Raw genomic sequence first — 12174 nt, 5'->3', positions numbered from 1 at the left:
GCCGCAGCTTTCATGAGAAAGCACCGAAATTCTGTCATCTGATGCGGTTGCATCAGGTCCACTTAAGGTCTTCGCCGATACGATGCTTCTCTATCTGCGCTCAATCCTGTTCAATTTGGCTTTTTACATCGGCACTCTGGTGCAGATGATCCTTTATACGCCGTTCTATTTTCTGCTTCCCCGCAAGAAGGCATGGATCGTTCCCAAGACATGGGCGCGGGTTAACCTGTGGCTGCAGAAATATATCGCCGGTACGGATTACGTCATCGAAGGCCTCGAGAATATTCCCGAAGGCGCTTATATCGTTGCGCCCAAGCATCAGTCTGCATGGGACACTTACGCGTTCCTGCCGCAGCTTGACGATCCTGTTCTGATCCTCAAGCGTGAATTGATGCGAATACCGCTCTTTGGCTGGTATGTTGCCAAGATGGAAATGATCCCGGTTGATCGTGGATCGCGCGTCAAAGCGCTTCATTCCATCACCAAGGGAGCGGAGAAGGCGATTGCAGAAGGTCGCCAGATTCTCATCTATCCGGAAGGCACGCGCCGTTCACCGGGAGCGCCGCCGCAGTATAAATACGGCATTGTGCATCTTTACGAAGCGCTGAACCTGCCTGTATTGCCGATTGCTCACAATGCGGGGCTTTACTGGCCACGCCGAAAGTTCCTGCGCTTTCCGGGCACCATTCGCTGCCGTGTGCTGCCGCCCATTCCGGCGGGCCTTGAGAAAGAAGAATTCCTCCGTCGTTTGATAGAAACGACGGAGACGGCTTGTGACGAACTGCTGGTTGCAGCAAGTCGCGACACCAATGCTCCGCCCATGCCGCCAACAGCTATCGAAAGGCTGAAGGAATTGGGCGAAACAACTTCCTCCTAACTCTTAATAGCCAATCACGCTCAGTTGCATTGCAACAATGACAATTCGCCGCGTTTTGTTGAACTTTCGTTTTTCTTGCACGGAAACATGAAACCCGTTATCAGAGCGCGACACGAAAGGACCCATCATGAATATTGATGCTATCTCCATCGGCAACAATCCGCCAGAAGACGTCAACGTGATCATCGAAGTGCCGGTCGGCGGACAGCCGATCAAGTACGAGATGGACAAGAAGGCTGGCGCCCTGATTGTGGACCGCTTCCTCTACACGCCAATGACCTATCCGGGCAATTACGGCTTCGTGCCGCACACGCTTTCGGAAGATGGCGACCCAATCGACGTTCTGGTCTGCAACACCCGTCCGCTGGTTCCTGGCTGCGTGATCAATGTTCGCCCAATCGGCGTTCTGGTGATGGAAGACAATTCCGGCAAGGACGAGAAGATCATTGCAGTTCCTTCGCCAAACCTGACGCAGCGTTATGCAAAGGTGCATGATTATTCCGATCTTCCGGAAATCACGCTCAAGCAGATCGCGCACTTCTTCGAGCACTACAAGGATCTGGAACCAGGCAAGTGGGTCAAGATCGGTGATTGGGGCGATGAAGATTACGCTCGCAAGTTCATCGTTGAAGCGATTGAACGCGCCAAGGGCAAGTAATCTGCCTTATATGTTTAATCAAAAACGCCCGGATGAAAGTCCGGGCGTTTTTGTTTGTCTGGTTAAGTATGGGCTTCTTACAGAAGTGCGGGAAGCAGCGTCGTCCACATGAACTGACGGATGAAGAAGATAATCAGCAGGACGACGATAGGCGAAATATCGATGCCGCCGAGATTGGGCAGGATATTGCGGAGTGGACGCAGGACCGGTTCAGTTACTTTGTAAAGAAACTCACCGATCGATGCGACAAAGCGATTGGAAGAATTGACGACGTTGAACGCATAGAGCCATGAGAAAACGGCGCTAGCGATAATGATCCAAGTATAGATATCGAGCGCCAGATCAATGGTGCGGAACAGTGCGATCATAAAGGTCTCCTTGGCAATCGGAGCGGCACAGATCATAAACTGACCCAGGAAGACCGCTCCAACCCTTTGAACTTTGCATCGTACTGTCCCAATCCAGTCAGGCTACGGAGCGATGCTTGAGCCGAGATGTAGCGGTTGCTTTGGGCAAGAACAAGGGCAAGCCGTACAAGCAATGCAACTTTAATATCTCCTGTATGCTTGCAGGAGAAATCAGGGGCAGTTTGCTGCAATTGCCGCTAGAGCTTGTCGCTATGTCCGTTCAGGCACCGATTTGTCTGCGATATTCGTCGGGGGTGATACCCATCAATTTGCGGAACATGGCGATGAAAGCTGATGCGCTGGCATAGCCAAGGTCAAGCGCCACATGTTCGACTTTTGCTCCCTTTTCGAGCAGCGGCATGGCTTTCAACGTCCTTAGCCGCTGTTTCCATTCAGGGAAGCTCATGCCCAGCTCCTGTTTGCAACGACGCATCAGTGTTCTTTCGGACGTATTGGCGATCTTCGCAAGAGCGTGAAGGGTGCGATTGTCACTTGGATCATCTTCAAGGATCGACAATATCTTTTGGAGGGCAGGGTCCGTGCTGGAAGGCAGATAGGAACCCGCACATGGAGCAATAGCCAGCTGATCAAGCAGCGTATGCAGCAGCCGTGTTTCTTGCGGTTGCTGTGGTTGCGATGGCTTCTTCATACGCAGATGTTCAAGCAAAGTGCGGATCAGTGGATTGAGGTTGAGCGCGCAGGCCTTGGCTGGAAGATCAGTACAAAGCTCTTCGGTCACATAGAGCGAGCAGTAGCACACTTCCTGACGATTGAGGCCTTGATGCTCGATATGCGGAGGAAGCCATATCCCATATTGCGGCGGGGCCAGCAGATGGCTGTCGCCGATACGCACCTCCATTACACCAGTGAAGGAATAGACAAACTCTCCCCAATCGTGGCGATGCATGGGATAGCGCGCAGCCGGTGGCATGCAGGCTGTTCGAAAGAATAGCGGCTCCGGCAAGGCTTCTGTAAAGGGAGGTTGATGCGTAGGTTCGAGAGCTATTCCCGCCATTATGGCAATCCTGCGATAAGGTTTGTCAGTTTTAAGCTATATGCCCTATACCCGACAAGCGTACACCCGTTGTTCGAATTAATCACGAGGATTCGGACAATGGAGCGTAAGCCCGTCAACACGCATGCATTTGGAATGATGCTTCTTGTTTGCATCAGCCTCGGCTTGCAGCAGGTGCTGTTGAAATTGACGGCTTCGGATATTTCGCCATTGTTCCAAATTGCGCTGTGGTCGGGCGTGGGGGCTGCATTAATCGCTGCTATTATGATCGCGCGGCGTGAAACGCTGACTATTGCCAATGGAATCTGGAAACCTGGCCTGCTGGTCGGTTTGCTGTTTGCGCTTGAATATCTGTTTCTTGGGGAAGGGTTGCGACTAACCTCAGCCGCTCATGCTGTGGTTTTGCTTTATACAGCACCACTCTTTGCGGCACTTGGTTTGCATCTTCTGGTGCCATCAGAGCGCCTGACCACCATACAATGGGGCGGCATCGGCATTGCCTTTATGGGCATAGCGATAGCTTTCCTTGTTCGCGGTGAGGCTGTCCATGGTGATTTCCAGGCCATGGTTATTGGCGATGGGCTTTGCCTGCTCGCGGGGGTGGCATGGGGAGCAACGACCGTTGTGGTCCGTGGTTCACGTCTTGCGGCACTGCCAGCGAAGCAGACCTTGCTCTACCAGCTTCTAACCGCCTTCGTGACCTTGTCGGTTGCCGCATCCCTGATGGGGCAAGTGGAGATCAACTGGACCACTATGCTGGTGGGCAGCTTCGCGTTTCAGTCTGTCATTGTATCTTTTGCGGTATTTCTGATCTGGTTTCAGCTTTTGCGGATTTATCGGGCATCCCAATTGGGTTCACTCTCTTTCATGACGCCAATTTTCGGGGTGATTTTTGGTGCGATCATTTTGGGCGAGCCGATTGAAACCAGTTTCGTGGTGGGCACGGTATTTGTGATAACGGGAATAATGATCGTGAACGGCAAAGAGGCGCTGGCCGATCATTTTCGTCGTTACGGACAGAGTTGATCAGGCTGTGTCGTGCTTTTGCCGATTCACTTTGGTGCATATCAGATCGTTGACATGTTCAAGCGCATGATCCCGCACACGCATATTGCGCAGATGCTCAAGCGTGTTGGCAACATAGTCAAGATTGGCACCGGAATCTCCCTGTGCTGAGATAACGATTGCTGCGGCGTCTTCGGCTTTGAGCGAACCGGCATATTGGATATGCCGTCGGTCGGCGACATAGGTTACAGCCTGCACATCGCGCCCGTCCGCTAGCCGAAGGCGGAGCCATTTTTCGTGATAGACCTGATTGGACATTTCGCGTTCGCGCAAATAGACCATGACTTCGTCTGTCATATCGCCGGGTACACGGAAGGCGATGCCGAGGCATGATCCGCCAGCATCAAGCCCCAAAACAAGGCCGGGATGATCCGGTGTTCCGCGATGAACGTGTGAATAGATGCAGAGGCTGCGGCGATAGCCATGCAGGCGCGCACGCATTGTTTCGACATGTGCGAAGCCAGGCCGCCACATCAGCGAACCGTAACCAAATACCCAGAAATCATTCTTTCGCATGTCGCTCGTACGCATTGTCATGATATCAAATCTATATATGGACAATTATGGCTGGTTTTTATCGATAATCTCAAGATATCCCGCGTTTTTTAATCGGACGAACTTCACGAGACTCAATCCTGCCATAATATAGCCACCTGTTGGGAACAGCAGAACAGATGATGATTGTTCGGGTTGGAAATGCCCTTCGCTTTGTCACCTCAACCAAGTATCTGATTGAAAGAGGCTTTTTCAATGGCGCATGCTGGTATTGAAACCAAAAAATCCAGGAAGCGCCCTGTTACGATTGCCGTCATCGTCCTGGTGCTGATCGCTGCCTATACAGCAGGCTGGTTTTATCTGGCAGGCAAGATTGAAACGCGTGCCAAGGCCGATATGGCAAAGCTTGCATCGCAAGGTGTGGGCGTGCAATGCGAGAATCTTCACATGGGCGGATATCCGCTCCGTGTGAATGTGGTTTGTGCCAGTATTTCGTGGCAGAAGCCCTCTGAAGGTATGGCTTTGCGTGCCGGACGTTTCACGTCAGGGTCTCCGGTTTATGCGCCGCGTTCACTCAGCAATGAACTTGGTGGACCTGCTTTTGTCGAGTTTCCCGGCTTTCAGCCACTTGAGGTCAATTGGAGCAAATTTACCTCCAACACGCGTCTTTCGCGTCCGTTCCCTACCGAGATCGAGCTTGATGCGCGCGATGTAACAGTCGGCGTGCGTACAGAAACCACGACCACCCAGCCTCTTAGCAAGCTAGAGCAGATGAATCTCCGCATGAGCAGCGAAGATGATCAGCTCAAGATCAATGGGCGCTTTGCTGCCCTCAAGCTGGAACCATCCGTTATTGGCAGTGCCAAGAGTCCGGAAATCGATGGTCTGGCCGATATCGTAATTGCCAATGCGGGAACGTTTCTGGCACCTAGTCCTGCACCGTTTAACGAACGGATGCGCGGCCATAGTGGTGTGATCAATCAGGCATTTCTATCCATGCCCAATGGTGCGGTGCTTTCGGTAGCTGGTCCCTTTTCAGTCGATCTGGAAGGTGAGATTGATGCTGACCTGAAGGTCACGATGGTCAACCCGCAATCCTTTGCGCAAGCCGGTCAAACCGTGTTTCCGGAACAGGGCGGCAATATCGCTACTGTTCTTTTTGCTCTTTCCGCCATGCCGAAAGACGAAAACGGCAACCCCGTTATCGAGATTGCCGTTCGTAAGGGAAGAGCCAGCGCTGGTTTTATTCCATTAGGACATTTGCCGACTTTGTAAGGCGGTTTGGAATAGGGCAGAGTGTTCGTCTGCCCTAATTTATCATTTCTTTTCGCTGATCTCAGCGGCCGCCTGACGTCCGAAGTTCGGTGCGTCGACTTCCTGACCAGCATCGATAATGCTACGGCGCACCGCACGCGTGCGGGTGAAGAGATCAAACAGAGCCTCACCATCGCCCCAGCGGATCGAGCGCTGCAACGAAGCGAGATCTTCCGAGAAACGCGCCAGCATCTCAAGGATTGCGTCCTTGTTATGGAGGCAGACGTCGCGCCACATGGTTGGATCAGACGCGGCCAGACGCGTAAAATCACGGAAACCCGAAGCCGAATATTTGATGACTTCCGATTTTGTCACCTGCTCCAGATCGCTGGCTGTACCAACAATGTTATAGGCGATGATATGCGGAAGATGCGAGACGATTGCCAATACCAGATCATGGTGCTGTGGGTCCATCTGATCGAGACGCGAACCGCAAGCCGTCCAGAACGCGGAAAGCTTGTCTATGGCCGCCTGATCGGTGTCCGGCAGAGGCGTGAGAATGCACCAGCGGTTGGTGAAGAGCTCCGCAAAACCGGCATCAGGACCGGAATATTCCGTACCCGCGAGAGGGTGGCCGGGAATGAAATGCACATTGGCCGGCAGTTCCGGCTGCATCTGCGCGATAACGGACGCCTTGGTCGATCCGACATCGGTTACGATAGCGCCTGGCTTCAGATGTGCAGCAATCTGCTTGGCAACGGTGCCGGACGAACCGACAGGCACCGATACGATGACGAGATCAGCATCTTGAACGGCTTGCGCACTATCGGTCGAGTAGCTGTCGCCGAGGTTTAATTCCTCGGCGCGCTTTAATGTTTCGGCACTGCGTGTTGCAATGGCGATATGATTGGCAAGGCCTTCGCGGCGAATGACACGCGCCAGCGATGATCCGATAAGGCCGATACCGATAAGCGCGATTTTTTCGAAATGGATCGTGGACATCGTCTTACTTCAGAAACTCGGTCAGAGCTGCCACAACGCCACGATTGGCTTCTTCCGTACCGACCGTCATGCGCAATGCATTCGGGAAGCCGTAGCCGCCTACGCGACGCAGGATATAGCCGCGCTTTGAAAGCCACTCATCCGCCTTATCTGCAGAATGTGCGGAATCTTCCGGGAAATGGAACAACAGGAAGTTTGTAACCGATGGAGTGACGCGAAGCCCTAGCTTGGTGAATTCGTCGGTGAGCCATGTCAGCCATTTTTCATTGTATTCGACAGACTTCACCACATGAGCGCGGTCACGGATTGCGGCGGCACCGGCAGCGATTGCTGCCGAGTTCATGTTGAAGGGGCCGCGAATACGGTTGACCGCATCGATAACGTGCAATGGGGCATACATCCAGCCGATACGCAGGCCCGGCAGACCGTGAATCTTTGAGAAGGTACGGGTCATGACGACATTTTCGTTCGACGATACCAGTTCAAGACCGAACTCGTAATCGTTGCGACGAACATATTCTGCATAGGCTGCATCCAGCACCAGCAAAACGTTCTTCGGCAGGCCTGCATGAAGACGACGGACTTCCTCAAAAGGCAGATAGGTGCCGGTCGGATTTGCTGGGTTGGCGATGAAGACGATCTTCGTGCGTGGCGTTACACCAGCAAGGATCGCATCGACATCGATGCGTTCATCCTTTTCCTTCACCGTCACAGGCGTTGCACCTGCGCCAAGCGTCTGGATTTTGTAAACCGCAAAACCATGCTCAGTGATGATGGCTTCATCGCCCGGAGCCAGATAGGTCTGGCAGAGCAAGCCAAGCAATTCATCCGAGCCATTGCCGCAGATGATATTGCCGATGTTAAGCCCCTGCGATTCAGCGATTGCCTCGCGCAATGCCTGCGCCTGGCCATCCGGATAGATCGCGAGCGTATCGGCCAGGTGTCGATAGGCTTCAATCGCATGAGGGCTAGGGCCGATTGGGGTCTCATTGGAGGAGAGCTTATAGACCTTTGCAACGCCTTCTACGTGTTCCTTGCCTGGTACATAGGCTGCGATATCGAGCAGGCCGGTCTTAGGCTGGGGACGGGAAAGGTCTTGCGTATTGGTCATGATTTTGGCTCCGCCAAAAGGACTGATGTTAAGGTTGCGTAGCGGGCATAAACCTCTGCCGCGTTCAAGTCGAGAAAAACCTTACTGTGAAAGGCTGCAGCGCTATTTTTTGGTTTCTTTCGATGCGGTTTTTCTCAAACCGCTGACCGGTGTTCCTTGTGGGGCCAGAACAGGCACAAAGACACGGCGCGAGGAGCGTTGTGCGACAGGCAGACCCTGATAGAGCCGCTTTTGTGCTTCAACCACCAGTACGCCGGAAAATAACGGCCAGAGCTTGCGGCCAATTCCTTCGACTGCCATGCAAGGACGCATCATCCATCGGCGTTTCACGGGTGGGAAATGCAGCGCATTGCTGATTGTGTTGACGCTGAAATTGGCTTCGCGCAGCAGGGCGGTTAACTGTGTGCGGCTATAAGGGCGACCACTGCCGAATGGTGTGCGGTCGAGACGTGCCCATACGCCGCGCCGGTTCGGCACCACGATGACGAGCCGTCCGTTGGGGGCGAGTACACGCCACATTTCTTTCAGCGTTTCCGAAGCGTTTTCGGCATATTCCAGCGCATGAACCATCAGCACCCGGTCGATGGAAGAATCAGGCAAAGGCAGTTCTTCGTCGAAGACGAGTGCGGTGCTTGATTTGCCTGATGAAGGCCATGCAACAGCACCCTGTCCCGCAGGCATAAAAGCAAAGCTTCGCTCGGTATCTGCACTGAAGCGGTCGAGATAGGGGAGGCTATAGCCAAGCCCCACCAAGCGCTCGCCTGGTACACGCGCCCAAAGACCCGAAAGCGCCATGCGAATGGATCGCTCGGCGAGATGGCCAAGGGTGGTTTCGTAAAAGGAACGCAGTTCGATAATGTCCGGATGCATGGCAGGCACGCTATATCAAATCAATGAAATGGCAAATGATTATGCTTCGTCCAATTGTTCGCGAAGTCGCGCAATGCAAAAGGGTGCATTTTTCTGAAAGCATGATATAGAGCGTGCCTTTCAAAGCTTAGTTACGCTTATAAATCAGGAGACGCAGCAGATGCCTCAGGTCGGCGGCAAAACCATTGACGTGCTTTTCAGCCCGGAGGAAATCGCTGCGCGTAATCTCGCGCTGGCAAAAGAGATTGCCGGACGCGATTTTCATAATCTGCTGACGATATCCATCCTCAAAGGCTCGTTCATTTTCGCAGCCGATCTTATTCGTGCAATGCATGATGCAGGTGTTGAGCCGGATGTCGAATTCATCACCGTTTCCAGCTATGGCAAGGGTACGACAAGTACCGAAGTGCGCCTGCTGCGCGATATCGACAGCGATGTAAAAGACCGCGACGTTCTTCTGATCGATGACATTCTCGAATCAGGCAAGACGCTCAAATTTGTGCGTGAGCTGATGATTGAGCGTGGAGCTCGCAGCGTCAGCATTGCTGTGCTTCTCGACAAGAGCGTGCGTCGCAAGGTTGATCTGGATGCCGATTTCGTCGCTTTCGAATGCCCTGACTATTTCGTCGTCGGTTACGGCATGGATGTCGGCCATTCGTTCCGGCAGTTGCCTTTTGTGGGCCACGTAAAAGAGTAGAAACTGGTTTTTAGCGGCTGTTTGTATCAATCGAACTGCAACAGCCGCTGGAGATATTCCTTCTCCATCTGCGGGGTCAGCGCATCGCCAAGCTTACGGCGGATTTCATCGAGAATCTCGCGGGCGCGCTGAATATCGATCTCTCCCGGTATCTTGACACCATCGCCATCAGACGGACCGTTGTTGCCTTGCTGGCGACCGAGCGGATCACGGCCATTTTGACCATTTCGTCCACTCTGCCCCTGACCATCCTGTCCCATTGCCTGCTGCATCTTCTGCATCATATCGCGGCCACCGCGGCGAAGTGCTTCCAAAGCACTGCCTTGCTGATCGCCTGCTTCCGAGCCTTCATTGCGACCAAGCGCATCGGCTGCATTGCCCATTGATTTTCCGGCGTCGGAGAAATCCTGATTGGGATCAATGCCCATGCCCTTGAGGTCTTCATTGAACTTCTTCAGTTCGTCTTGAAGCGCCTGCTGCTGCTGTTGCAGCTTGCGCATGGCCTCCGCCAGATCTGAAGGCGTATCGCCGGACTGGCCACCCTGACCTTGCCCCTGTTGCGATTCGCCCTGTCCCATAGGGCCGTTATCGCCTGGAAGCTGGTCGTCTCCATATTCGCCTTCGCCGCTGCCATATTGCTGTTGCTGCATCTGCTGATCGAGTTTGAAGGTCTCGTTCATCATCTGTTGCTGGCGGCGCATCAGATCGCCCAGCTTGTTCATCTGCTGCTGCATTTGGTTGGCCTGGCCCTGACCTTGTCCCTGCTGGCCGGGCTGCGCCTGTTGCCCCATCTGCAGATTGTTCATCAGGTCTTGTAGCTGCGACAGAAGCTGTTCGGCCTGATCACGCGAACCCTGACGGGCCAGATTTTCAATCTGATCCATCATGCGCTGCAAATCCTTGTCGGTCAGCATGCGTGCATTCGGGTCCATCGGCTGATTACGGGCATTCGGGTTCTGCTGCTGACGCTGGGCAAATTCACGCAGGAACTGCTGCATCGCTTCGCGCAATTCCGCTGTCAGCTTTTCGATTTCTTCCTGAGAAGCACCATTCTGCAAGGCGTTACGCAGGGCTTCCTGCGCCTGACGCAAACGCCGTTCTGCTGCAGACAGATTGCCGTCTTCAATACCGAGCGCCACCTGCCACATATAATCGGCAGTATCTCGCAAGGAGTCGTCGCTGGTCGCGAGTTTGAGCCGCGTACGGATCGTCACAAGGCCCAGATAGTGGGCGTTGTTCTTAATCGTTTCCTCTGGCCGCAACATCAATGCAGAAAGCATGTCGCGCACATGGTCGCGTTGCGTGGCATCAAGCGCCAGAATACGGCGCTGCTCGGCAACAGCCTTGGCCAGTGGATTGGAGAACGGGCGTTCGGGCAGAGTGATGATCTTTGTTTCGCTGCGTCCGAACTTACCTGCTGCGTCTGTTGCAACAAGTGTCAGCGCCACTTTCTGACCGGCCCAAGGATGCTGGGTCAGATCTTTCGACGTCGTTGCCTCTTTCGATCCACGGCGGGGAAGGGCAAGCGGTAATTCAGGCGCATCATAAAGAGGAGCGGTTTCCTCTTCCTCATGATCAATATCAAGCGGTACGACTTCACCATAGGCCTTGGTGGCACCGTAATCGTCGCTGATCTCATAGCTAAGCTGCAAAGTGCCATTGAGGGCGCGGCCCGGCTCTTTGGTGAAGCGGATTGTCGGCGCATTGTCTGGTGTGACAGCAAATGTCCAGCTGAGATCATTGCCTGAAAGGTTCAGGGTTTCGTCCTGTTGAAGATCGTAGCGGAAGTTGCGGCTGCCATCGACATTGGTCTGCTGTTCAGCCGTTGCATCTTCGCCTTCTTTGGGCGCGATAGGCTGTACTTCACGACGATGTCCGGTCGCATCGGTTGCTGTCAATCTTTCAGAACCGCCGCCGATTACGCGAATATTGACGATGCTGCCCTGCGGTACGGTTATAGGCTTTTCGACATTGCCTTCATCAGCATTGGTGCTGAGGAATACCGGCGCGCGGCCCGTATATTGTGGTGGCGTTACCCAGGCATCGACGCGGGCAACAGCGGTGGCACCACCGGCGCGAATATGAAAAGCATCGGCGATGCGCCCGCTGTTCGGGCTAAGGCTATAGGCGGAGGCGGTCACGAACAGCAGAGCCACGATTGCACGCAGTGCAAAAGGGTCACGTTCAGGAATGTGTGGACGCGGTACGCCTGACTGCAGGTTTTTCAGGCGCTCGGCCATGCGGCGCTTGTGTTCCTGCCAGAGAGCGACTGCAAAAGGATCATTACTGCCAGTCGCCATTTGTCCGGTTTGCACGGCCAAGGGTTCATGGATCAGGCCGTTTACATCTTCAATGCGTGCGGTGATGGCATCTTCATCAGGCAGGCGGAAACGGAACGGCAGATAAAGCGCGACAAGTGCCGCCAAAGCAAAAAGACCAAGCACACCTAAATGCAGCCAGCGCGGCATCAGCGCAAAAAGCCCAAGCCAGCTTAAGCTTGCAAAAAGCGCAATCAATAGAATCAGAGGCAGCACGAGAGGCCAGAGTCGCTCAAAACCAATCGTCAGAAAGCTTTGCAGGTGAAGGCGGCGCAGGGCTGCACCTTCGCCGGAAAACAGGCGGAAAAACGCATCGCGCTTGCGGTTTGGCAAGTCTTTGCTGTCTTTTCTCTGTTGTGTCATCGGGTCTTTCTGATGCGTGTAACGCCTATGGTTGTTTCATAG

The 12174-nt window shown here is 53.8% G+C and carries 12 protein-coding genes; 5 read left to right on the top strand and 7 right to left on the bottom strand.

What is annotated here, in order from left to right; genetic code table 11:
* Positions 1-82: 82 nt before the first annotated feature.
* The gene (locus CEV34_RS06065) at positions 83-877 is read left to right on the top strand and encodes a lysophospholipid acyltransferase family protein (RefSeq protein ID WP_007872111.1); all 795 of its coding nucleotides are present in this window, start codon (positions 83-85) and stop codon (positions 875-877) included.
* 127 nt (positions 878-1004) lie between these two features.
* A complete protein-coding gene (gene ppa / locus CEV34_RS06060) occupies positions 1005-1535 on the top strand; it encodes an inorganic diphosphatase (RefSeq protein ID WP_007872105.1) in 531 nt (176 codons plus the stop codon).
* A 77-nt stretch (positions 1536-1612) separates the two neighbouring features.
* Here ppa and CEV34_RS06055 read toward each other — a convergent pair whose 3' ends face one another.
* On the bottom strand, positions 1613-1903 hold the full coding sequence (locus CEV34_RS06055) for a YggT family protein (protein ID WP_007872091.1): 291 nt from the start codon (positions 1901-1903) through the stop codon (positions 1613-1615).
* Positions 1904-2162: 259 nt separating this feature from the next.
* Positions 2163-2873: an AraC family transcriptional regulator gene (locus tag CEV34_RS06050; RefSeq protein WP_007872089.1), complete on the bottom strand. Its 711-nt coding sequence runs from the start codon at positions 2871-2873 to the stop codon at positions 2163-2165.
* A 183-nt stretch (positions 2874-3056) separates the two neighbouring features.
* Here CEV34_RS06050 and CEV34_RS06045 point away from each other — a divergent pair, with 183 nt between their 5' ends.
* On the top strand, positions 3057-3983 hold the full coding sequence (locus CEV34_RS06045; protein WP_094543468.1) for a DMT family transporter: 927 nt from the start codon (positions 3057-3059) through the stop codon (positions 3981-3983).
* Here the strand turns inward: CEV34_RS06045 and CEV34_RS06040 are convergent, their stop codons facing one another.
* Entirely contained in the window at positions 3984-4553 is a 570-nt protein-coding gene (locus CEV34_RS06040) for a gamma-glutamylcyclotransferase (protein WP_007872084.1), read from the bottom strand.
* A 219-nt stretch (positions 4554-4772) separates the two neighbouring features.
* On the opposite strand from CEV34_RS06040, the gene CEV34_RS06035 reads away from it, so the two are divergent.
* Positions 4773-5792, top strand: coding sequence for a DUF2125 domain-containing protein (locus tag CEV34_RS06035; protein WP_094543466.1), 1020 nt, complete (start codon positions 4773-4775; stop codon positions 5790-5792).
* A 42-nt stretch (positions 5793-5834) separates the two neighbouring features.
* Here CEV34_RS06035 and CEV34_RS06030 read toward each other — a convergent pair whose 3' ends face one another.
* The 3 genes from CEV34_RS06030 to CEV34_RS06020 all read right to left on the bottom strand — a co-directional run bounded on the left by CEV34_RS06030 (position 5835) and on the right by CEV34_RS06020 (position 8754).
* Positions 5835-6773: a prephenate/arogenate dehydrogenase family protein gene (locus CEV34_RS06030; RefSeq protein ID WP_007872079.1), complete on the bottom strand. Its 939-nt coding sequence runs from the start codon at positions 6771-6773 to the stop codon at positions 5835-5837.
* A gap of 4 nt (positions 6774-6777) precedes the next feature.
* Positions 6778-7884 (bottom strand): histidinol-phosphate transaminase, encoded by a 1107-nt coding sequence (hisC, locus tag CEV34_RS06025; protein ID WP_094543464.1) that lies wholly within the window; start codon positions 7882-7884, stop codon positions 6778-6780.
* 102 nt (positions 7885-7986) lie between these two features.
* Positions 7987-8754, bottom strand: a complete 768-nt coding sequence (locus CEV34_RS06020; protein WP_007872072.1) for a class I SAM-dependent methyltransferase — start codon at positions 8752-8754, stop codon at positions 7987-7989.
* A gap of 160 nt (positions 8755-8914) precedes the next feature.
* Between CEV34_RS06020 and hpt the strand changes: the two genes are divergently transcribed.
* Complete coding sequence (hpt, locus tag CEV34_RS06015; protein ID WP_007872070.1) at positions 8915-9451, top strand: hypoxanthine phosphoribosyltransferase; 537 nt, start codon at positions 8915-8917, stop codon at positions 9449-9451.
* Between the two features lie 26 nt (positions 9452-9477).
* Here the strand turns inward: hpt and CEV34_RS06010 are convergent, their stop codons facing one another.
* Entirely contained in the window at positions 9478-12132 is a 2655-nt protein-coding gene (locus CEV34_RS06010; protein WP_007872069.1) for a TIGR02302 family protein, read from the bottom strand.
* Positions 12133-12174: the final 42 nt, after the last annotated feature.

Origin of the sequence: Brucella pseudogrignonensis (assembly GCF_002252525.1) — a bacterium.
GTDB lineage: Bacteria > Pseudomonadota > Alphaproteobacteria > Rhizobiales > Rhizobiaceae > Brucella > Brucella pseudogrignonensis.
This window is presented reverse-complemented; position numbering and strand designations above follow the sequence as displayed.